General features: G+C 55.3%; 21 protein-coding genes and 1 tRNA gene. 11 read left to right on the top strand and 11 right to left on the bottom strand.

What is annotated here, in order from left to right; translation table 11 throughout:
- Window positions 1–8: 8 nt before the first annotated feature.
- From CKF42_RS19200 to nagB, 6 genes are all read right to left on the bottom strand, one after another.
- Window positions 9–85 (bottom strand) — tRNA-Met (locus CKF42_RS19200).
- A gap of 218 nt (window positions 86–303) precedes the next feature.
- Complete coding sequence (gene asnB, locus CKF42_RS19195; RefSeq protein WP_009091468.1) at window positions 304–1971, bottom strand: asparagine synthase B; 1668 nt, start codon at window positions 1969–1971, stop codon at window positions 304–306.
- A 309-nt stretch (window positions 1972–2280) separates the two neighbouring features.
- Complete coding sequence (locus CKF42_RS19190; RefSeq protein ID WP_009091467.1) at window positions 2281–3033, bottom strand: HAD-IIA family hydrolase; 753 nt, start codon at window positions 3031–3033, stop codon at window positions 2281–2283.
- Window positions 3034–3072: 39 nt separating this feature from the next.
- Complete coding sequence (locus tag CKF42_RS19185; RefSeq protein WP_046101417.1) at window positions 3073–4293, bottom strand: N-acetylglucosamine repressor; 1221 nt, start codon at window positions 4291–4293, stop codon at window positions 3073–3075.
- Window positions 4294–4300: 7 nt separating this feature from the next.
- Window positions 4301–5449, bottom strand: coding sequence for an N-acetylglucosamine-6-phosphate deacetylase (gene nagA / locus CKF42_RS19180; protein WP_111208940.1), 1149 nt, complete (start codon window positions 5447–5449; stop codon window positions 4301–4303).
- Window positions 5450–5511: 62 nt separating this feature from the next.
- A complete protein-coding gene (gene nagB / locus CKF42_RS19175; RefSeq protein ID WP_009091462.1) occupies window positions 5512–6312 on the bottom strand; it encodes a glucosamine-6-phosphate deaminase in 801 nt (266 codons plus the stop codon).
- A 326-nt stretch (window positions 6313–6638) separates the two neighbouring features.
- Here nagB and nagE point away from each other — a divergent pair, with 326 nt between their 5' ends.
- From nagE to CKF42_RS19160, 3 genes are all read left to right on the top strand, one after another.
- Window positions 6639–8669, top strand: coding sequence for an N-acetylglucosamine-specific PTS transporter subunit IIBC (gene nagE, locus CKF42_RS19170; protein ID WP_111208939.1), 2031 nt, complete (start codon window positions 6639–6641; stop codon window positions 8667–8669).
- A 152-nt stretch (window positions 8670–8821) separates the two neighbouring features.
- Window positions 8822–10489 carry a glutamine--tRNA ligase gene (gene glnS, locus CKF42_RS19165; protein WP_009091458.1) on the top strand — a complete coding sequence of 556 codons (1668 nt, stop codon included), beginning with the start codon at window positions 8822–8824 and terminating at the stop codon, window positions 10487–10489.
- Between the two features lie 234 nt (window positions 10490–10723).
- A complete protein-coding gene (locus CKF42_RS19160; protein ID WP_009091456.1) occupies window positions 10724–11119 on the top strand; it encodes a hypothetical protein in 396 nt (131 codons plus the stop codon).
- A gap of 68 nt (window positions 11120–11187) precedes the next feature.
- Here the strand turns inward: CKF42_RS19160 and fur are convergent, their stop codons facing one another.
- The 4 genes from fur to ybfF all read right to left on the bottom strand — a co-directional run bounded on the left by fur (window position 11188) and on the right by ybfF (window position 13848).
- Complete coding sequence (gene fur, locus CKF42_RS19155) at window positions 11188–11631, bottom strand: ferric iron uptake transcriptional regulator (RefSeq protein ID WP_009091454.1); 444 nt, start codon at window positions 11629–11631, stop codon at window positions 11188–11190.
- Window positions 11632–11976: 345 nt separating this feature from the next.
- Window positions 11977–12507 (bottom strand): flavodoxin FldA, encoded by a 531-nt coding sequence (gene fldA, locus CKF42_RS19150; protein WP_009091452.1) that lies wholly within the window; start codon window positions 12505–12507, stop codon window positions 11977–11979.
- Between the two features lie 132 nt (window positions 12508–12639).
- Window positions 12640–12915 (bottom strand): LexA regulated protein, encoded by a 276-nt coding sequence (gene ybfE / locus CKF42_RS19145; protein WP_009091450.1) that lies wholly within the window; start codon window positions 12913–12915, stop codon window positions 12640–12642.
- A gap of 168 nt (window positions 12916–13083) precedes the next feature.
- Window positions 13084–13848, bottom strand: coding sequence for an esterase (ybfF, locus tag CKF42_RS19140; RefSeq protein ID WP_009091448.1), 765 nt, complete (start codon window positions 13846–13848; stop codon window positions 13084–13086).
- 250 nt (window positions 13849–14098) lie between these two features.
- Between ybfF and seqA the strand changes: the two genes are divergently transcribed.
- Both seqA and pgm read left to right on the top strand, forming a co-directional pair.
- Window positions 14099–14647 carry a replication initiation negative regulator SeqA gene (seqA, locus tag CKF42_RS19135; protein WP_009091446.1) on the top strand — a complete coding sequence of 183 codons (549 nt, stop codon included), beginning with the start codon at window positions 14099–14101 and terminating at the stop codon, window positions 14645–14647.
- Between the two features lie 26 nt (window positions 14648–14673).
- Window positions 14674–16314: a phosphoglucomutase (alpha-D-glucose-1,6-bisphosphate-dependent) gene (pgm, locus tag CKF42_RS19130; protein WP_009091443.1), complete on the top strand. Its 1641-nt coding sequence runs from the start codon at window positions 14674–14676 to the stop codon at window positions 16312–16314.
- Between the two features lie 268 nt (window positions 16315–16582).
- Here pgm and kdpE read toward each other — a convergent pair whose 3' ends face one another.
- Window positions 16583–17257 carry a two-component system response regulator KdpE gene (gene kdpE / locus CKF42_RS19125; RefSeq protein ID WP_009091441.1) on the bottom strand — a complete coding sequence of 225 codons (675 nt, stop codon included), beginning with the start codon at window positions 17255–17257 and terminating at the stop codon, window positions 16583–16585.
- A 258-nt stretch (window positions 17258–17515) separates the two neighbouring features.
- Between kdpE and CKF42_RS19120 the strand changes: the two genes are divergently transcribed.
- The 6 genes from CKF42_RS19120 to pxpC form a co-directional block, all read left to right on the top strand.
- The gene (locus tag CKF42_RS19120) at window positions 17516–17716 is read left to right on the top strand and encodes a YbfA family protein (RefSeq protein WP_009091439.1); all 201 of its coding nucleotides are present in this window, start codon (window positions 17516–17518) and stop codon (window positions 17714–17716) included.
- A gap of 153 nt (window positions 17717–17869) precedes the next feature.
- Complete coding sequence (locus CKF42_RS19115) at window positions 17870–18829, top strand: 2-thiouracil desulfurase family protein (protein WP_111208938.1); 960 nt, start codon at window positions 17870–17872, stop codon at window positions 18827–18829.
- Between the two features lie 12 nt (window positions 18830–18841).
- Complete coding sequence (gene phrB / locus CKF42_RS19110; protein ID WP_111208937.1) at window positions 18842–20266, top strand: deoxyribodipyrimidine photo-lyase; 1425 nt, start codon at window positions 18842–18844, stop codon at window positions 20264–20266.
- Between the two features lie 18 nt (window positions 20267–20284).
- Window positions 20285–21028: a type 2 GTP cyclohydrolase I gene (locus CKF42_RS19105; RefSeq protein ID WP_111208936.1), complete on the top strand. Its 744-nt coding sequence runs from the start codon at window positions 20285–20287 to the stop codon at window positions 21026–21028.
- A gap of 249 nt (window positions 21029–21277) precedes the next feature.
- Entirely contained in the window at window positions 21278–21934 is a 657-nt protein-coding gene (pxpB, locus tag CKF42_RS19100) for a 5-oxoprolinase subunit PxpB (protein ID WP_111208935.1), read from the top strand.
- Window positions 21928–22796: 5-oxoprolinase subunit PxpC (gene pxpC, locus CKF42_RS19095; protein WP_111208934.1), on the top strand; the 869-nt coding region annotated here is incomplete at its 3' end. The genes pxpB and pxpC, both read left to right, overlap by 7 nt.

Here is a 22796-nt window from a genome sequence, read left to right as displayed (position 1 = left end):
AAAAAAGATGGTGGCTACGACGGGAATCGAACCTGTGACCCCAGCATTATGAGTGCTGTGCTCTAACCAGCTGAGCTACGTAGCCATCTTTTTTTCGCGTTACCTTCATCGGCGTTGCGGGGCGCATTATGCGGAGTTGACCTGACAGCGTCAACAATTTTTTTACCGATTTTTGCCTGGTTATGGCTGTTTGCGTGGCTTATAACCAGCATGGCGGTTTATTCGGCAATTTTTCAGTGAATACAACGCTAATCGTCAAAAAAATGGGCCGCAGCGGGCCCATTCTGACCGTGCTCAGTCGGCTTATTGATAGGCTGACTGATGCACACCAACGGCACGACCTGATGGATCGTTCATGTTTTTAAACGCCTCGTCCCACTCGATCGCTTTGGCTGACGAACAGGCTACTGATGGACCGCCTGGCACACACTCCGCGGCGCTGGCCAGCGGGAACAGCTCTTCAAAGATCTCACGGTAGAGATAGGCTTCCTTCGACCCCGGCGTGTTGTGCGGGAAGCGGAAGTGAGCGGTTGCCAGCTGCTGGTCGCTGATTTGCTTCGCAGCCACCTCTTTCAGCGAGTCAATCCAGCTGTAACCGACGCCATCTGAGAACTGCTCTTTCTGACGCCACGCCACGCTTTCCGGCAGGTAAGAGGAGAAACATTCACGCAGAATGTGCTTCTCCATTTTGCCGTTGCTGCCACACATTTTATCTTCCGGGTTGATACGCATCGCCACATCCAGGAATTTTTTATCCAGGAACGGCACGCGGGCCTCAACGCCCCAGGCGGACATCGCTTTGTTGGCGCGGGCACAGTCGAACATATGCAGCGCCTGCAGTTTACGCACGTTTTCTTCGTGGAACTCTTTAGCGTTGGGGGCTTTATGGAAGTAAAGGTAGCCGCCGAACACTTCATCTGCGCCTTCGCCTGACAGCACCATCTTGATGCCCATAGCCTTGATTTTACGCGACATTAAGTACATCGGCGTGGAGGCACGAATGGTGGTGACGTCATAGGTTTCAATGTGATAAATCACATCGCGAATTGCATCCAGACCTTCCTGCACGGTGAAATGAATCTCATGGTGCACGGTGCCCAGATGTTCCGCCACGGCTTTCGCCGCTTTCAGATCGGGTGAGCCTTCCAGCCCGACAGCAAAGGAGTGAAGCTGTGGCCACCACGCATCACTTTTATCCTGGTCTTCAACACGCTTTGCCGCAAAACGTTTGGTCACGGCGGAAATGATGGAGGAGTCCAGACCGCCCGACAGCAGCACACCATAAGGCACATCTGACATCAGGTGACTTTTCACAGACTCTTCCAGCGCATGCTTCAGGCCGGCCGCATCGGTGGTGTTGTGTTCAACGTTTTTGTACTCCATCCAGTCACGCTGCCAGTAACGACGGATTTCGCCATCGGTGCTGGAGAGGTAGCTTCCCGGCGGAAACTCTTTAATCGAACGGCAGACCGGTACCAGCGCTTTCATTTCTGACGCGACATAGAGATTGCCATGCTCATCGTTACCCATATAGAGCGGGATAATACCGATATGGTCACGGCCAATCAGATACGTGTTTTTGACGCTATCGTAGAGGATAAAGGCGAACATGCCTTCCAGGTCATCAAGGAAGTCGACCCCTTTCTCCTGATAGAGCGCCAGAATCACTTCACAGTCAGAACCGGTCTGAAACGCATAGCGATCGCTGAGTTCCGCGCGCAGCGCCTGATGGTTATAAATTTCGCCGTTGACTGCCAGGACATGGGTGTGGTCAGCGTTGTACAGCGGCTGTGCGCCGTTGTTAACGTCAACAATTGAGAGACGTTCATGCGCCAGGATGGCATGGTCATCAGCGTAGACGCCTGACCAGTCCGGGCCGCGATGACGCATTAAGCGTGAACATTCCAGCGCCTTTTTGCGCAGCTCAACAGGATCGCTTTTCAGATCCAGCACACCAAAAATTGAACACATAACTGACTCCTGAGCTCACCTTACGGCGATGTTATCTTTTAGGTTTGTCCGGCAGCCTGACGCTGCGTGATAGATAAGAAAATGCGCTATTTGGTGCCGTCAATGCAAGAGGAATCGTGATTTACTGATAAAAATATTGATCACATGACGATAAAATTGAATAAACGATAATTTAATGGCTGTTTTGTTGTTGGATCTGCAATGAAATGCATTTTTTGAGCAAAAATCAGGCGGCAAACAGGGGGGTAAAAGCGGAGAAAAAGGGGAGACGCATCACAATTCAGCCCGATGCGTCATAAGCAAACTGAATCAGAACAGGTCAATATCGGCAACAGAGGGGTAGATCCAGTCCGGGCGGAACGGCATCGCGTCAATATCGCTCAGGGTGGAGACGCCAGAGAGCACCAGCACCGTCTCCAGACCCGCCTGGAAACCGGCCAGAATATCGGTGCGCAGGTTATCGCCGACGATGACCGTCTCTTCGGAGTGAGCCTGCATTTTGTTCAGCGCGGCACGCATGATGTAAGGGCTTGGTTTGCCCACAACAAAGGGGCTGCGGCCGGATATCTTCTCAATCCCCGCACAGAGTGCGCCACAGGCGGGAATAAACCCACGCGCATGGGTATCGGGATTGGTGGCAATAAAGCGAGCGCCGTTGGCAACAAAGAAGGCCGCTTTATGCATCATGTCCCAGTTAAAGGAGCGGGTCTCTCCGACAATCACAAAGTCGGGATTCACATCGGTAATGGTAAAGCCCGCTTTGTAGAGTTCATGAATCAGCGCCCCTTCACCAATCACATACGCCTTTTTGCCCTCCTGACGGCGCAGGAAGTCCGCGGTGGCCATTGCCGAGGTGTAGAAGACGGAATCGGGCACCTCAACGCCTGCTGAGGCAAAACGGTTAGCCAGATCCTGCTCAGTCTGCGAAGGGTAGTTGGTCAGCACCACCAGCGGCATCTCTTTGGCCAGAATGCGCTGCAGAAATTCCTGTGCGCCGGGAACGGCCGTGTTGTCGTGCATCAGCACGCCATCGATATCACAAATTACGCTTTTTATGGTCATAGTCAGATCCGGTGTGGCCCGCCACAGCAGCGGGTGAGCTTAATCTTCCAGAAGGTGTTGCAGCAGAATGCCGTTAAGCATGGCACGTTTAGCCAGCGCAAAGGCACCAATCGCAGAACGATGATCCAGTGTCGAACGAACAACCGGCAGATGCTTACGGAAGGCCTCTAATGCCTGGGTATTGATGCAGCCCTCAATCGCGGGCAGCAGCACTTTTTCTGCTTCGGTAATCTCTCCCGCCAGCACCACTTTTTGTGGATTAAACAGGTTGATGGCGATGGCAATCGCTTTGCCGAGATAGCGCCCCACGTGCTCGATCACTTCACAGGCCAGGGCATCACCCTGATTCGCCGCTTTGCAGATGTGAGGCATCTGGCACGCCTCCAGCGTCAGCACACTGGGGTAGCCCTGATTCAGCAGGTGACGCACACGGTTTTCAATGGCGCCATTGGCAGCAATGGTTTCCAGGCAGCCAAAGTTACCGCAGTGGCAGCGTTCGCCTAACGGATCGACCTGAATGTGGCCGATCTCGCCGACGTTACCGTTGCTGCCGAGAAAAATATGGCCGTTGGCGATAATGCCTGCACCGGTCCCCCGGTGTAACCGCACCAGAATTGAGTCAGCACAGTCGCGGCTTGCACCGAAGTAGTGCTCGGCCAGCGCCAGACTGCGGATATCGTGACCCACAAAACTGGTGACGTTAAAGCGTTTCTTCAGGCTGGCGACCAGCGGCCAGTGGCTGACAGCGATGTGCGGCATATAGCGAATCACGCCGTTAATCGGGTCGACCAGGCCGGGCAGGATCACGGAAATGGCGATCAGCTCGCGGATTTTACGCTGGTGCTGCTCGATGAAGCCGCTGATGGCATTAAACAGCGCATGCTCCAGCGTCTCCTGGGTGCGTTCCGGCAGCGCATAATCCTCCTGCGCCAGCGATTTGCCGCTGAGGTCAAACAGCGTAAGGGTGGCATCGTGACGGCCGAGCCGGACGCCGATGGTCTGGAAGTGGCGGGTTTCAGTGATAATCGAGATAGCGCGGCGACCACCGGTAGACGCCTGCTGGTCTACCTCTTTGATCAGGCCGCGCTCAATCAACTGGCGGGTAATTTTCGTGACGCTGGCGGGGGCGAGCTGACTAAGTTCGGCAATCTGAATGCGCGATATCGGCCCCTGTTGATCAATCAGCCGGTAAACCGCTGCGCTATTAAGTTGCTTAACAAGATCGACATTTCCTATTTGTGACTGGCCGCCAGTGGTCATTCAGTGCTTACTCGCTCAGGACGTCGTCTCCGTTGACAAACGTCTTAATGATTTTAAAGTCGCGCGTAAACACAGTCAGGTTCGCGATTTTTCCTGCTTCGATCGAGCCTAACTGTTTTTCCACGCCCATCGCCCGTGCCGGGTAGAGTGATGCCATGCGCAATGCTTCGTCCAGTGCGATACCCACATGCTCGACGCTGTTCCGTACCGCTTCAATCATCGTCAGGGCGGAACCACTGAGTGTGCCGTTTTCGTCAACACAGAGCCCGTCACGATAATAGATTGTTTTGCCAGCAAAAATAAACTCACTGATTGCCGCGCCCGCTGGTGCGGTGGCATCCGTTACCAGCACCAGCTTGTCGCCTTTTATGCGTTTAGCATTGCGCACGTTAGCGTAATGTACATGTAAACCATCCGCAATAATGCCGCAGTATACATCAGGCGAATCAAACAGCGCACCGATAAGCCCCGGTTCACGACCGGCAAAGGCGGGCATCGCGTTGTAGAGGTGTGTCGCAAAACTCACGCCAGCCGAGAAGCCCGCTTTCGCCTCTTCATACGTTGCACTGGAGTGACCGGCAGACACAATGATCCCGGCGTCAGTCAGCTGTCGAATCACCTCGCGACCGGCATTTTCCGGCGCCAGCGTCACTTTGGTGATGACATCGGCGTTGTCACACAGATACTGCACCATCGCCGCATCCGGCAGGCGAATCAGCGCCGGATCGTGGGTGCCTTTCTTCGCCTTGCTGAGCCACGGGCCTTCCAGATGCAGACCCAGCGCCTGATGCTGATGTTTCTGCAGATAGGCGCGCATGGTGTCGATGGCCCGCTTCATCAGGGCATCGCTGCTGGTGATCAGCGTCGGTAAAAAGCTGGTGCAGCCCGATTTCTCATTGGCGCGCTGCATAATCTCCAGCGTTTCAACGCTGAGCGCATCAATGTCGTCATTGAACTGCACGCCACCACAGCCGTTAAGCTGGAGATCGATAAAGCCTGGCGCAATGATGGCACCCGCCACATCCCGCAATTCAACATCCGCGGCAACCGCTTCACGCGGGCAGACGTGCGCAATCTGCGTCCCGTCAACCACGACCGCGTAGTTATCCAGAATCTCATGACCGCTGTAGATGCGACCGTTGACTAATGCGTACATCTCTCTTCTCCCGTCCTGGCCTGCTGTCACGCAGCGTAACAGCAGGGCATGACAATGTTCTGTTACACGCCTTTCATATTTTCCGCTTCCATTTCGCGGAAATATTTTACGGTTTTCACTTTCAGTTCCATGGTGGCCGGCTCATCACACACCACCACCGATTTTGCGTGCAGCTGCAGGCAGCTGATGGTCCACATATGGTTGACGTTGCCTTCAACCGCCGCCTGCAGGGCCTGCGCTTTAACATGGCCGGTAACCAGAATCATCACTTCCTCTGCATCCAGCAGCGTGCCGACGCCGACCGTCAGCGCGTATTTAGGCACCTGGTCAACGTCGCCGTTGAAGAAGCGAGAGTTCGCTACGCGGGTATCATGGGTCAGGGTTTTAATGCGGGTTCGCGAAGCCAGCGACGAAGCCGGTTCGTTAAAGGCGATATGGCCGTCGTTACCGACACCCCCCATAAACAGGTGAATTTTACCCAGCGCGCGAATTTTCTCTTCGTACTGACGACATTCTGCGTCAATATCGGGTGCATTACCATTCAACAGGTTGATATTTTCCGGTTGAATATCAACGTGATCGAAGAAATTACGATACATGAAGCTGTGATAGCTCTCCGGATGCTCTTTTGGCAGGCCCACATATTCATCCATATTGAACGTCACAACATGCTTAAAACTGACCTGGCCCGCTTTGTGCATATCAATCAGGTGTTTGTATGCCTCCAGTGGCGTGCCGCCGGTAGGCAGACCCAGGACAAAAGGTTTTTCCGCTGTCGGGTTAAACGCGTTAATGCGGTTAACGATATGTCGGGCGGCCCATTTGCCGACCTGGGTTGGCGTCGCTAAAGGAATCAGTCTCATGTTTCACCTCATTTGAAATGGAAAGGGGATCGCTGAACCGTTGCGTAAATCATCAGCCTGAACAGATTTTCTATTCTCGCCACGGCCGGAGCGCAATTCAATATTTCGGATCATAAAATAAGTTTGCATTCATAGCCAGATGTTGCAGTGTGACCTGATGTTTTTTAGTGATAAAAGTCACATATGTCGGGGTTTTAATTTGCGAGGCGAATTAATTTGTCATTACACTTCGCTGCGTGACATGCAGTGTATTCACAATCTTTGCAGCTGACATAACAACATTAAGCGGCGCAAAGCGACAAGTCAGGCTCATAGGGGGAAGGTCCATGTTAAGTTATTTACAGAAGGTAGGGCGGGCACTGATGGTGCCGGTTGCCACCCTGCCAGCGGCAGCGATACTTATGGGGGTAGGGTACTACCTCGATCCCGTCAGCTGGGGTGCAGATAACGCGCTGGCGGCGTTGCTGATCAAGTCCGGTGCGGCGATTATTGAGCACATGTCAGTCCTGTTTGCGATCGGTATCGCCTACGGCATGTCGAAAGATAAAGATGGCGCGGCGGCCCTCACCGGCTTTGTCGGCTTCCTGGTGGTCACCACGCTCTGCTCACCAGCCGCTGTCTCAATGATTCAGAAAATTCCTTTGGCACAGGTGCCTGCTGCCTTTGGCAAAATCGAAAACCAGTTTGTCGGCATTCTGGTCGGTATTCTCTCGGCAGAAGTCTATAACCGCTTCAGCCACGTCGAACTGCCTAAGGCGCTCTCTTTCTTCAGCGGACGCCGGCTGGTGCCGATTCTCGTTTCGTTCCTGATGATCTTCGTCGCCTTTATCCTGATGTATATCTGGCCGGTGGTGTTCAATGGTCTGGTAGGCTTTGGCGAGCATATCCAGAAGCTTGGCTCGGTCGGAGCCGGTATTTACGCCTTCTTTAACCGTCTGCTGATCCCGGTCGGTCTGCATCACGCGCTGAACTCCGTGTTCTGGTTCGATGTGGCCGGAATTAATGACATTCCTAAATTCCTCGGCGGTGCACAGTCACTGGCGGATGGGTCGGCCACCGTGGGCATTACCGGTCGCTATCAGGCGGGCTTCTTCCCGATCATGATGTTTGGTCTGCCTGGCGCTGCGCTGGCTATCTATCACTGCGCGCGTCCTGAGAATCGCGTCAAAGTGGGCAGTATCATGCTGGCCGCTGCGTTTGCCGCCTTCTTTACCGGGATCACCGAACCGCTGGAGTTCTCCTTCATGTTCGTGGCACCGGTGCTCTATCTGATCCACGCCGTACTGACCGGTATTTCTGTCTTCATCGCCGCCAGCATGCACTGGATCGCCGGATTTGGTTTCAGCGCCGGGCTGGTGGATATGTTCCTCTCCACCCGTAACCCGCTGGCGACCCACTGGTACATGCTGATCCCGCAGGGGCTGGTGTTCTTCGTTATCTATTACGTGGTCTTCCGCTTCACCATCAAAAAATTCAATCTGTTGACCCCTGGCCGCGAGCTGGCGGTGGCCGGTGATGAAAGCGATGGGTATGACGTCAACGTGGACAACAGTGATAACGGTGAAAGCGCCACGGAATCCCTGGCACGTCGCTACATCGGTGCAGTCGGTGGCTCCGCTAACCTGACCAGCATTGACGCCTGCATCACCCGTCTGCGTCTGAACGTGAACGATTCGGCTCAGGTCAACGAGAGCGTGGCGAAGCGTCTGGGCGCGTCCGGCGTTATCCGTCTGAATAAACAGAGCGTGCAGATCATTGTCGGCACCCAGGCCGAAGGCATCGCCTCCGCCATGAAAAAAATGCTGGCCAAAGGCCCGGTCGCGGCAGCTGCATCCGGCACGACGCCAGCGGCAGAGCCGGAGGTTAAACCGCAGGCCGTGCTGAACAGCGAGAAGCGCGTTATTGCGACGCTGCTGGCACCGGTAACGGGAGAGGTCGTGGCACTGGATGCGGTTCCGGATGAAGCCTTTGCCAGCAAAGCTGTAGGCGACGGGCTGGCCATCAAACCCAGCGACAAATGGGTTGTGGCACCGATTGCCGGAACGCTGGTGAAAATCTTCAATACCAATCATGCGTTCTGTCTGGAAACCGACAACGGTGTCGAGATCGTGGTTCACATGGGACTCGATACCGTGGCGCTGGACGGAAAAGGCTTTACCCGGCTGGCGGAAGAGGGAGCCAGCGTGGTAGCCGGTCAGCCGGTGCTGGAGATGGATCTTGAATTCCTGAACGCAAATGCCCGCTCGATGGTGAGTCCGGTGGTGGTCAGCAATAGCGAAGATTTCGCGGGTCTGACACTCCTGGCCCACGGTCCGGTCGTCGCAGGTGAAACCCCGCTGTATGAAGTGAAAGGCTAATCCCCGCAACAGAACCCCACAGGCAGGAAGCGATTCCTGCCTTTTTTGTTTTAAAGGCTTAACAAACGGTTGTTTCCCTCAGACGCTTTGTGGATCATACTCCGTTACTTCGTGGTACAAATCACCCGTTATTCGTATTGAGGATTTTTGAGATGAGTGAGGCTGAAGCCCGCCCAACTAACTTTATTCGTCAGATCATTGACGAAGATTTGGCGAGCGGTAAGCACAGCAGCGTGCATACCCGTTTTCCGCCGGAGCCCAATGGCTATCTGCACATTGGTCATGCGAAATCGATCTGTCTGAATTTTGGCATCGCCCAGGATTATCAGGGGCAATGCAACCTGCGTTTCGACGATACCAATCCGGTTAAAGAGGATATGGAATTCGTTGAATCCATCAAGCGTGACGTCCAGTGGCTGGGTTTTGAGTGGAGCGGTGAAGTCTGCTACTCATCAGACTATTTTGATCAGCTCTACAACTATGCCGTTGAGCTGATTACCAAAGGGCTGGCTTACGTTGATGAGCTGAGCCCGGATCAGATTCGCGAATATCGTGGCACCCTGAAAGAGCCGGGCAAAAACAGCCCGTATCGCGATCGCAGCGTGGAAGAGAACCTGGCGCTGTTTGAAAAAATGCGAAACGGTGGCTTTGCGGAAGGCACGGCCTGTCTGCGCGCCAAAATCGATATGGCTTCGAACTTCATCGTTATGCGCGATCCGGTGCTTTACCGCATCAAGTTTGCGGAACATCACCAGACCGGCAACAAGTGGTGCATCTACCCGATGTATGACTTTACCCACTGCATTTCCGATGCGCTGGAAGGCATTACGCACTCGCTCTGTACGCTGGAGTTCCAGGACAACCGCCGTCTTTATGACTGGGTGCTGGACAACATTACGATTCCGGTTCATCCGCGCCAGTATGAGTTCTCGCGCCTGAATCTGGAGTATGCGGTGATGTCAAAACGCAAACTCACTCAGCTGGTGACCGAGAAGCATGTAGAAGGGTGGGACGATCCGCGGATGCTGACCGTTTCAGGTCTGCGCCGTCGTGGTTACACCGCAGCTTCTATCCGTGAGTTCTGCCGTCGTATTGGCGTGACCAAGCAGGATAACATCGTCGAGATGGCGTCACTGGAATCCTGCATCCGTGATGATCTGAACGAAAATGCGCCACGCGCAATGGCAGTACTCGATCCCCTGAAAGTGGTGATCGAAAACCTGCCCGCCGGTCACAACGAGGTCATCACCATGCCTAACCATCCGGGTAAACCGGAGATGGGCACGCGTGAAGTGCCGTTCAGCCGTGAGATCTGGATTGACCGTGCAGATTTCCGCGAAGAGGCGAACAAACAATATAAACGTCTGGTTCTGGGCAAAGAAGTCCGTCTGCGCAATGCCTATGTGATCCGTGCAGAGCGGGTAGCCAAAGATGAAGCGGGCAACATTACCTGCATCTACTGCACCAGCGATGTGGATACCCTGAGCAAAGATCCGGCCGATGGCCGCAAGGTGAAGGGGGTGATTCACTGGGTGTCTGCGGATCATGCGCAGCCTGCCGAGTTCCGCCTCTATGACCGACTGTTCAGCGTGCCGAATCCGGCGGCGGCTGAAGATTTCCTGGCGGTGATCAACCCTGATTCACTGAGCATCAAAAATGGTTTCGTCGAACCGAGCCTGCGCGATGTGGAAGCAGCCACCCCGTTCCAGTTTGAGCGAGAGGGCTATTTCTGCGCCGACAGCGTTTACTCTAAACCGACGCAGCTGGTGTTTAACCGCACCGTGGGGCTTCGCGACACCTGGGCTAAAACGGGCGAATAATCGTTTAGGGCTGACCTCATAAAATGACAAAAGGGCGATTAATCGCCCTTTTTTATTGCCCCTGTATTGAGAATTGCCGACGTTTATTCTGGCTTAATGCAAATTCTGCTCAGAGTGCCTTGTGAGAGAAATCTGAGTTTAAAAAAATTAATCAATTTCAGGATGTGAATTGTCCGCTTTCAGGTAGGCTATGCGCTCTAAGAGGTAGCAAAGCGGGTTATATAAGGAAAAAAAATGCCAGTCCTCGCTCAGGAAGCCAAACACAGTGTCGTCGTTTTACATCAGCTCATTGAACGTATTTTTAATCAGCCTGCCGGATCGGATGACAGCTTTGAGCTGATGATGTCCTTTTTCCATCCTGATTTCCGCATGGTGACGCCAAAAGGCAAAGAGTACGATCTTAACGCGGTCGAAGAGCTGTTCCGACAGCTGCAGGGGCAGCGGGAAGGGATGCGAATTGCGACCTGTGAGCACGTCATTCTTTCTCATCATGAAAATGAGATCACCGTGCAGTATCGTGAAATGCAGATGCTGAATGGCAATAACCAGAGCCGTATTTCGCTGGCGATTCTGGATTGCAGTAGCTCGAATCCACGCTGGCGTTATCTGCAGGAGACGCTGGTGGCCTGAGGGTTCAGCAGAGCACAGACGAAAAAAAACCGGTCACGTAACCGGTTTTTTTATTTCCGCCCGCCAGATTACTGGTCGTGCAGGGTCTCATCTTCACGGCAGTCGCCCAGCGTACAGTGTCCGTACAGATAGAGGCTGTGGTTGGTCAGCTTGATGCCGTGGCGGGTCGCGATTTCACGCTGGCGCGTTTCGATGGATTCATCGCTGAACTCGATAACCTTGCCGCAGTCCAGGCAGATCAGGTGATCGTGGTGATGCTGCTGCGTCAGTTCGAAAACGGATTTGCCGCCTTCAAAGTTGTGACGTGTCACAATACCGGCGTCGTCGAACTGGTTCAGCACGCGGTAAACGGTGGCCAGGCCAATCTCTTCGCCGATGTCGATCAGGCGTTTATACAAATCTTCCGCGCTGACGTGATGGCACTCAGGTTCCTGAAGCACTTCCAGAATTTTCAGTCTGGGCAGTGTCACTTTCAGGCCAGCCTTCTTTAATGCGGTGTTGTTGTCAGTCATGCGGATTTTGTCCTGTTACTAATATTCACTTTTGTGGCTTGTCGCCTTGAATGTCGATCTGTGCTCATTCGCATTTGCGTCTCATTATAGAGCTCAGGGGATGAAATGAAAACCTGAGGGCCGTGAATCATCATGGGCGATGGGGGAAGCTTCACCGGGCCGGGGAGGATTCTGGCAGAGGTCTTTCAGCACATCACTGCGTCATACCGCCTGAGCTAATACGCGGAAGATCGATGCGGGTATTCTACAGATTAAACGAAGAAAGTTAAAAAAATGTGGCTATTATTTCTATAGGAAATTCCATTGCCTCAATGTGAGCTGGCGCTCACATTGAGGCGGGGCGCATCAGGCTTCGATGATCTCTTTCAGCTGCAGTTCATCAAAAATCTGCTTAACCCACTGATCGACGCGCTGGCTGGTCAGCTCAGGCTGACGATCTTCATCAATGGCCAGGCCCAGGAAGTGCGTCTCATCAGCCAGACCTTTTGAGGCTTCGAAATGGTAGCCTTCTGTTGGCCAGTGACCCACGATAACGGCGCCGTGCGGCTCGATAATGTCGCGGATTGTGCCCATCGCATCACAGAAATATTCAGCGTAATCTTCCTGGTCGCCACAGCCAAACAGGGCAACCAGCTTGCCGTTGAAATCGATCTCTTCCAGCGTCGGGAAGAAGTCATCCCAGTCGCACTGCGCTTCACCGTAGTACCAGGTCGGGATGCCCAGCAGCAGGATATCAAACGCTTCCAGGTCTTCTTTTGTACTTTTCGCGATGTCATGCACTTCTGCAACATCTTTACCCAGCTGTTTCTGGATCATTTTTGCAATGTTTTCGGTGTTGCCGGTATCGCTGCCAAAGAAGATGCCTACGAGTGCCATGAGTAAAATAACCTCTTAAATCCTGATAATGAGATGTGTGCCGCAGCACATTTCTGCGAATAATAGCAGACGAGACAAACCCGCGGAACGGTTAAAGCCTCGACATTTGCTCCTGCGTGCGATTTGCCCGCATCAATCCAGTTTGAGCTGCGCCAGCAGCATCTGTTCAATCAGTTCGCTGCGGCTGAGATTACGCTGCGCGGCCAGCGAATTGAGTGCATCGACGGCCTCACTGTTCATTTTCAGTTCGACACGACGCAGTCCGCGCCCTTTGTCACGTTTCAGTTGATTGCGCTTATTGATGCGCAGCTGTTCATCACGCGAAAGCGGACTGGTTTTGGGGCGACCCGGGCGGCGCTCATCAGCAAACAGATCGAGCGTCGTGCGGTCAGTGTGTTCTTTTGCCATGGCTTAGTAAAACTGAATGGGTGCGGGCGCCAGACGCTCACCGCGCAGATTATAAATTATTGGCCGTTGCCGCAGAGAAATCGACCTGCGGCAAAATTTTAGCGCGCCATCATACTGCACGCTTACTCCGGACGCCAATCCTAAACCTTTACTGCCATCTATTTGCTTTTAAAGCGCAAAAAAGCGCCGCACACTGCGCAAAACGGCATCGGGCTTCTCAGCATGGACCCAGTGGCCCGCACCGCCGATCACGTGGGCCTGCGCCGCCGGGAACTGCTGAAGTAACGCATCGCGATAGCGGTTATCCAGGTAACTGGAGTCGCCGCCGCGGATAAAAAGAGCCGGATGAGGCCAGGCGGGAACAGGCTGCCAGCCAGAAAGGGTAGGGTAGTTATCCCACAGCACCGGTACGTTAAAGCGCCATTGCCCGTCATGAAATGACTTCAGCAGGAACTGAATGACCCCTTCTTCTTCAATCACCGGCCGCATAATGCGGGCCGCCTCGCTGCGCAGCGTCACACCTGCCTCTGAGACGGCGCGAATACCGGCAAAGATCAGGTCGTGACGCCGGGTCTGATAATCGACCGGTGCGATATCGATCATCACCAGCCGCTCAATGCGATCCGGCACCAGCGCGCTCATGGTCATGGCGATTTTACCGCCCATCGAATGACCGATGACCGCGACGCGGTCGATGCCGTGCGCATCCAGCGTATCGACCATATCCTGCGCCATTACAGCGTAGTTCATCTCCTCCGATCGCGGCGAGAGTCCATGGTTACGGACATCCACCTGCAGCAATGGCCCGGCATCTTTCAGGCCACGGGCCAGCACGCCGAGGTTGTCCAGACTGCCAAACAGACCGTGAATAAGCAGGATGGGCAGAGAATCAGCAGGGGATTGTTCAGTTTGCAGACGGGCGTTCAAAATCATAGCAAAGTTCTTAAGTTTGAGACCTGAGCTTAGGTTATCATGGTTTCACCTTTTCAGGCGCGCCGGTTCCGGCGGCATTAGGACATATTCTGACTTTTGCCCGTAAACCGTTTGATTGCTAACAACCCGCCTGAATTTAACTTTATAATCCTCATGTTAGAACCCGCACATCCGTTGAATTGTCTGACTATACTCAGGGCTTTTCAGGAAAGAGGTGGTTCTGTCATGAGAAAGAACCGTACGGAATAAGATGAAAACGATCGAAGTTGACGAAGAGCTCTACCGTTATATTGCCAGCCACACGCAGCACATTGGTGAAAGCGCATCTGACATTCTGCGTCGTATGCTGAAGTTTACGGCCGGTCAGACGGCACCCGCTTCGCCGGCTCAGCCTGCCTCAAAAGATGCAGCGAAAGAGGCGCCGTCTGCGCCTGTGGGTTCGCGCCCGCAGGATCGTGTGCGCGCGATGCGTGAGCTGCTGCTCTCCGATGAATATGCGGAGCAGAAGCGGGCGGTCAATCGCTTTATGCTCGTTTTGTCAACGCTCTATCGTCTTGATACCGCAGCCTTTGCTGAGGCCACTGCATCGCTGCAGGGCCGCACCCGCGTCTACTTTGCAGGTGATGAGCATACGCTGTTGCAGAATGGCACCCATACTAAGCCGAAGCATGTGCCCGGCACGCCGTACTGGGTGATCACCAACACCAATACCGGCCGTAAATGCAGCATGATCGAACACATCATGCTGTCGATGCAGTTCCCTGCGGAACTCACCGAAAAAGTTTGCGGCACCATCTAAAACTTAAGCGTCAGGGAGCAGCGCCGATGGCCAATCACCCACGTGCCGGGCAACCCGCCCAGCAGAGCGATTTGATTAACGTTGCACAATTAACGTCACAATATTATGTCCTGCAGCCCGATGTGGCGAACCCGGAACATGCGGTGAAATTTGGCACCTCTGGCCATCGCGGCAGTGCAGGGCGTCAAAGCTTCAACGAGATGCACATTCTGGCGATTGCACAGGCGATTGCTGAAGAGCGTAAAAAGAACGGCATCACCGGGCCTTGCTACGTCGGCAAAGATACGCACGCGCTTTCTGAGCCGGCAATCCTGTCGGTGCTGGAAGTGCTGGCAGCGAATGGCGTTGACGTGATTGTGCAGCAGGACAATGGCTATACGCCGACCCCTGCCATCTCAAATGCGATCCTTGAGCACAACAAATCGGGTGGCCCGCTGGCTGACGGCATCGTGATTACGCCGTCCCATAACCCACCAGAAGATGGCGGCATCAAGTACAACCCACCTAATGGCGGACCGGCTGATACCAACGTCACCAAAGTGGTGGAAGATCGCGCTAATCAGCTGATCAAAGATGGCCTGAAAGAGGTTAAGCGTCTGCCACTGGAGCAGGCACTGGCCAGCGGTCATGTGGTCGAGAAAGATTTGATTCAGCCTTACGTTGAAGGCCTGGCCGAAATTATCGATTTCCCGGCTATCCAGAAAGCGGGCCTGAAGCTGGGCGTTGATCCGCTTGGTGGTTCAGGTATCGCCTACTGGCAGCGCATTGCGGAACACTACAAGCTGGATCTGACGCTGGTCAATGACGCGGTCGATCAGACTTTCCGCTTTATGCATCTGGATAAAGATGGCGTGGTGCGCATGGACTGCTCGTCTGAAAGCGCCATGGCAGGCCTGCTGGCTTACCGCGACAAGTTTGATCTGGCATTCGGTAACGATCCTGATTATGACCGTCACGGCATTGTGACCCCGGCGGGTCTGATGAATCCAAACCACTATCTGGCTGTGGCGATTAACTACCTGTTCCAGCATCGTCCGCAGTGGGGCCAGGACGTTGCCGTCGGCAAAACGCTGGTTTCCAGCGCCATGATTGACCGTGTGGTTAATGACATTGGTCGCAAGCTGGTGGAAGTGCCGGTCGGCTTCAAGTGGTTTGTTGATGGTCTGTATGACGGCAGCTTTGGCTTCGGTGGCGAAGAGAGCGCGGGTGCCTCATTCCTGCGTTTCGATGGTACGCCGTGGTCAACGGACAAAGATGGCATCATCATGTGTCTGCTGGCGGCTGAGATTACTGCCGTGACCGGTAAAAACCCTCAGCAGCATTACGATGAGCTGGCTGCACGCTTTGGTGCGCCGAGCTACAACCGTCTGCAGGCATCAGCGACTTCCGCGCAGAAAGCGGCGCTGTCGAAGCTCTCTCCTGAGATGGTCAGCGCGGATACACTGGCAGGTGACCCGATCACCGCTCGCCTGACGGCAGCACCGGGCAATGGCGCATCCATTGGCGGTCTGAAAGTGATGACGGAGAATGGCTGGTTTGCGGCCCGTCCGTCAGGCACTGAAGACGCCTACAAGATTTACTGTGAAAGCTTCCTGGGCGCAGAACACCGCGCGCAGATCGAGAAAGAAGCAGTAGAGATTGTCAGCGAAGTGCTGAAAAACGCCTGATCCGTCGGGCCATGAAAAGGCGCCGCGGGCGCCTCAGACTGCTCCCTTATTCGCATCAGGGCATATCCTGCCGCAGCGGATTAGCCTGATGCGCAGGGGACAGGGTCAGAAGAGGAAAGCGTCCCGCGCCAGGGATGGTGCGGGCCGAGCAGTCAGGGATGACGGTTTTGCGTCTTTCCGATCTGACCCTGTTCCCTGCGCAGGCTCCGTCTTACAGCGATACCTGCCCGATTCTGTCAGTATCAGAAGGCGCCTCTGGCGCCTTTTTTCATGGCATAAAACGGTAGCCGATGCCGGTTTCTGTCAGCAGATGGGCAGGCTGTGTCGGGTTGGCTTCCAGCTTCTGACGCAGATGTCCCATATAGATGCGCAGATAGTGGCTGTGCTCCACCGCATTCGGTCCCCAGACCTGGCTCAGCAGTTGCCGCTGTGTCAGCACCTTCCCGGCATTGTTCAGCAGAATACTCAGCAGGCGAAATTCAATAGGAGTGAGGTGAACCTCACTGTCGCCGCGCTGCACCCGTCGTGCGGCAAAATCGACACTGACATCGGCAAAATGAACCCGGGCGTCGGGCTGCTGACTGCTATGACGGCGCAGCGCAACCCGCACGCGCGCCATCAGTTCGCCGATGCCAAAGGGTTTGGTCAGATAGTCATCCGCACCGGCATCCAGTGCCGCGATCTTATCCTGCTCATCACTGCGCGCGGACAATACAATCACCGGCATGGCACTCCACTGGCGCAGATCGCGGATAAAATCGGTGCCATCCCCATCCGGCAGGCCCAGATCCAGGATAACCAGATCGGGTTTACGGGTCGCTGCCTCAATCAGTCCGCGCTGCAGCGTATCTGCATCAAAAACTTTAAGGGCTTCACTCTCCAGTGCGAGCCGGACAAAGCGACGGATCTCTTTTTCATCTTCAACGATCAAAACCGTGGTCACGCAATACCTGCCTTAACGGGGTGCCGAAGCGCTACTTTATCAATATTTCTGGCTGCCGTCCGGCGGCTTGATCGTTCGGCCACTTTCAACTCTTCAATAACCTTGCGATAACCTTTGTGTAACTTAATTACAGGCTGATTCTTAAACAGCAAAAATAGCGGTAATTGAGTGGTCAGATGAGTAGTAAAATTACACAATCTGGCGTAAAGTCAGACACAGATCACATTCGCACCGTTTCGCTCGCCGGGAGGAAAAACCATGTATCAGGCTTATCCACGCTACAAAATTATTGCACGCCGCACGCTGGTGGTTCTTCTCGGCGTTATGGCGCTTCCTGTGATGCTTTTCCGCCAGGATCGCGCCCGTTTCTATAGCTATCTGCACCGCATCTGGTGTAAAACCAGCGCCAAACCGGTCTGGCTGGCCCAGTCAGAAGCGGCAGGCGGCGTCTTCTGGTAAAGCCTCCTGTCAGCAAACAGGCCCGGTCAGCAGACCGGGCTTTTTTTTACTTTTTTTCTACAATAATGAGAGCAACCTGTTGCTTTAACGCTGTCTTCCTGACCATTTTACGCTACACTTAAACCTCTACAAGATTTCAGAGGTTGTACAAGTATGAGCAATAAAATCCCCGTTGGAATCAGTGCATGCCTGCTCGGCGATAGCGTCAGGTTTGATGGTGGCCATAAGCGTCTTACTTTTGCGACCCAGGATCTTACGCCCTTTGTCCGTTTTGAGCCGATCTGTCCTGAAATGGCAATCGGTTTGCCTACACCGCGTCCGGCATTACGGCTGGTGAAGCAGGGCGATGATGATGACTTGCACCTCTGCTTCAGCAAAGATGGCGGAGAAGAAGTCACCCGCCAGATGCGTGACTGGTCAGCAGAGCGGGTAAAATCGCTGCATCATCTTTCGGGCTACATCCTGTGCGCCAAATCCCCCAGCTGTGGCATGGAGCGTGTGCGGGTCTATGAACCTGACACCAACAACAACCGCAAAGTTGGCACCGGCATCTTCGCTGAATTTCTGCAGCGCGAAATGCCCTGGCTGCCGCTGGAAGAAGATGGTCGCCTGCACGATCCGACGCTGCGTGAAAACTTTATCGGCCGCATCTGCGCGCTGCATGAGTTTAATCAGATGTGGCAACAGGGACTGACCCGCCACGGGCTGATCGCCTTCCACAGCCGTTACAAGCTGATGATGCTGGCGCACTCGCAGGAGAAATATCGCGAGCTGGGACCTTTTGTCGCTTCCATGAGCCAGTGGGATTCGCTGGACGCCTTTGCGTTTGAATACCGCAACCGCATGATGGCGCTGATGTCTCGTCCCGCGTCACGCCGCAATCACACCAATGTCCTGATGCACGTGCAGGGCTATTTCCGCCGTCAGCTCAGCTCGCCACAGCGTCAGGAGCTGGCCACGCTGATCGATCGCTATCGCCAGGGGACGCAGCCGCTGCTGGTGCCGATCACCATCCTTAAGCACTACATGGCGGAGTTCCCGCATCCGTGGCTGGCTCAGCAACGTTATTTTGACCCCTATCCCGAAGCCTTGTGCTTACGCTACGGACAGTAATTCAGGAGGCGTATGACCACCCATCTGGTCTGGCTGCGTAACGACTTACGCATCAACGATAATCTGGCGCTGCACGCCGCCTGTCGCGACAGCAAGGCGAACGTCATTGCGCTCTTCCTGGCGACGCCGGAACAGTGGCAACAGCATGAGATGTCGCCTAAACAGGCTGCTTTTATCCACGCCAGCCTGCTGGAAGTGCAGGATGCGCTGGCAGAGCGGGGCATCAGACTGCACTACCAGGCGTGTAGCACCTTCGGTGACAGCATTGATGCTCTGGCGGAGTTTTGTGAAAAGCAGAAGGTCGACCAGCTTTTCTATAACTATCAGTATGAGGTCAATGAGCGTCAGCGTGATGCAGAAGCTGAAAAGCGTCTCGACAAAGCGGGGGTTATCTGTCAGGGATTTGATGACAGTCTGCTGCTGGCACCCGGTAGCGTACAGAGCGGCGACCGCTCCATGTATAAGGTGTTCACGCCCTTCAGCAAAGCCTTTGTCCGACGTCTCCAGCAGGGATTGCCGGAGTGCGTCCCTGCGCCAAAAGCGCGTGAAGGCGCACCGCTGAAGACTCAGGCGATTCCTGCATTTGACTACCCCAAAGGCGAGTTTGACCGGGATCTTTTTCCGCCAGGCGAAACCGCGGCGCTGAAGCGTCTGCGCCACTTCGCTAAACAGCCGGTGCTGGACTATCCCGACAAACGCGATCTGCCTGCGCTGGATGCGACCAGCCGTCTGTCGGTTTATCTGGCAACAGGCGTGTTGTCACCCCGTCAGTGTCTCCATCGTGTCCTGCATGAACATCCCGATGCGCTGGACAACAGCCGCGCATTTACCTGGCTGAATGAGCTCATCTGGCGTGAATTTTACCGGCATCTGCTGGTCGCCTATCCCTCCCTGTGCCGCCATAAGCCCTTTGTTGACTGGACGCACCGGGTGGAATGGCAGCGCAATGAGGCCCATTTCGACGCCTGGAAAGCGGGGAAAACGGGCTTTCCGATCGTTGACGCTGCGATGCGGCAGATGAAGGAGATGGGCTGGATGCATAACCGGTTACGCATGATCACCGCCAGCTTTCTGGTGAAGGATCTGCTGATCGACTGGCGCGAAGGAGAGCGCTATTTTATGCAGCAGCTGATTGATGGCGATCTGGCGGCAAACAATGGTGGCTGGCAGTGGGCCGCATCAACCGGGACGGACGCCGCACCCTATTTCCGCATCTTTAACCCGACGACCCAGGGCGAGCGCTTCGATCCGCAGGGCGATTTTATCCGCCACTATCTGCCGGAACTGGCCGATGTCCCCGACAGCGATATTCACCAGCCGCACCGCTGGGCGGAGAAGCATCATAAGAAACTCGATTATCCGGCACCAATCGTGGATCATAAGGCCGCACGTAAAAAGACATTAGACGCCTTTGAGCGCGCCAAAAGCGCCGCCTGAGGCCTCGCAGGAGCCTGAATGAATCATTACGAACTGGAGGCGCTGATTAATCAGCATCTCAACAGCCACACCTTCAGCGATTATGCCCCCAACGGTTTACAGGTTGAGGGACGCAGTGAGGTTAAGCGGGTTATCACCGGTGTCACTGCCTGTCAGGCATTGCTGGATGAGGCGGTCGCCCGCGAGGCCGATGCGATAATCGTCCATCACGGTTATTTCTGGAAAAGCGAACCGGCCGCGATTAAAGGGATGAAGCGCCGCCGACTGCGGACCCTGCTGGCGAATGATATCAATCTCTACGGCTGGCACCTGCCGCTTGATGCGCATCCTGAACTGGGCAACAACGCGCAGCTGGCAAAGCTGCTGGATATTGAAATCCGGGGTGAAGTGATGCCGCTCGTTTTCCATGGGGAACTGGCAGAGCCGCTCTCCGGCGAACAGCTGGCCAGCCGAATCGGGGAGCGGCTGGGACGTCAGCCGCTGCATTGCGGTGACAACGCGCCGGCCCTGATTCGCCGTATTGCCTGGTGCAGCGGAGGCGGACAGGGCTTTATCGACCAGGCTGCGGCCGCAGGCGTCGATGCTTACATTACCGGTGAAGTTTCTGAACAGACCATCCACAGTGCGCGTGAGCAGGGGCTGCACTTCTTTGCCGCAGGGCACCATGCTACCGAGCGGGGCGGCGCAAAAGCGCTGGGCGAGTGGCTGGCGCAGCACCACAATCTCGACGTAACCTTCATCGATATTCCTAACCCTGCCTGATGCCCTTCCCGGTCCTGCGCACCTGCGCAGGGCCTTATTTCCTGACGCTATTCTTGCTGCTGCACGCCTGCGCAGGCCCTTATTCTTCGATGAGAACCCACGCTGCTGCGCGCCTGCAGCGGAGCTTATTGATTGACATCTTCCTGTCACTTTCGCATAACTGTTTGCTTTATGTAGATAAGGCACTGGCCGAACCGCTGCTTTTGGCGGCACGGTCAGGCGCGATCTCAACTGAGCGGGAGGTAGCGGTTGCAACGAGCACGGTGTTATTTATCAGGGGAACGCGCTGTCGTGCTGGAGCTGGAACCGCCGGTTTCACTGGAGAGCCAGCAACGCATCTGGGGACTCAATCAGCGGCTGCGCGATCATGAGAGCGTGCAGGAAGTGATCCCCGGCATGAACAACATCACCCTGATCCTGCGCGATCCCCAGCAGAATGCGCTGGATGCGATAGAGCGTCTTCAGCGCTGGTGGGAGGAGAGTGAGGCGGAATTTCCCGCGTCGCGGGAGGTGTCGATCCCGGTGATCTATGGCGGCTCCTCTGGTCCCGATCTGACCGTAGTGGCGGAACATGCCGGACTGACGCCCCGTCAGGTGGTTGAGCTGCACAGCAGCAGCGAATATGTGGTGTTTTTTATCGGCTTCCAGCCCGGTTTCCCCTATCTCGGCGGACTCGATTCCCGTCTGCACACGCCTCGCCGTGCTGAACCCAGAGTCGCGGTGCCCGCCGGATCGGTCGGCATTGGTGGCAGCCAGACCGGCATCTATCCGCTGGCCTCGCCCGGTGGCTGGCAGCTGATCGGACATACCTCCACCGCGCTGTTCGATCCGCGCCAGCAACCGCCTGTGTTGCTGCGTCCCGGCGACCGCGTGCGCTTTGTGCCGCAACAGGAGGGCGTATGTTAAACATTCTGCGAGCCGGACTGGCCACCACCATTCAGGATGCCGGTCGTGCTGGCTGGCGGCAGTATGGCATCAGCCCCGGCGGCGTGCTCGACTATCCTGCTATGTTTACCGCCAACGTGCTGGTGGGCAATGCGCCCCACAGCGCGGTGCTGGAGATCGTGCTCGGCCAGTTTAAAGCGGAGTTTACCCGCAATGGCTGGTTTGCGCTGACGGGGGCGGGCTGTCAGGCGGAGCTGGATGGTCAGCCGGTCTGGACAGGCTGGCGCACCGCAGTAAAAAAAGGGCAGGTACTCTCGCTGGCAATGCCGAAGCGCGGCATGCGCAGCTATCTGGCGGTGCAGGGCGGTTTTGATCTGCCGGAAATGCTCGGCTCGCTCAGCACCGATCTCAAAGCGGGTTTTGGCGGCTTCAAAGGGCGAATCTTACAGGATGGCGATCGCCTGCCGCTGGGCAAACCGACCCGGACGTTCGACCGCAAAGCCGGGGTGCGGCAACTGCTGTGGGGCAACCGGATTCGTGCGCTGCCCGGCCCGGAGTACCACGAATTCAGCCGCGACGCGCAGCAGGCATTCTGGCGCACCGCCTGGAAACTCAGCCCGCAAAGTAACCGGATGGGCTACCGGTTGGAGGGGCGGCAACTCAGTCGTGAAAATCCGCGTGAACTGCTGTCACACGGCGTCATGCCGGGCGTGATTCAGGTGCCACCCAGCGGACAGCCCATCGTGCTGATGGCGGATGCCCAGACCACCGGTGGCTATCCACGCATCGCCTCGGTTATCGAAGCCGATCTCTATCACCTGGCGCAAATCCGTCTGGGTGAACCTGTTCACTTTATTCACTGCACCCTGCCGGAGGCGATGCT

This window comes from Pantoea sp. ARC270 (assembly GCF_003236725.1).
Classification (GTDB): Bacteria; Pseudomonadota; Gammaproteobacteria; order Enterobacterales; family Enterobacteriaceae; genus Pantoea; species Pantoea anthophila.
The sequence above is the reverse complement of the archived record's forward strand: the minus strand, read 5'-3'. Positions and strand labels throughout refer to the sequence as shown.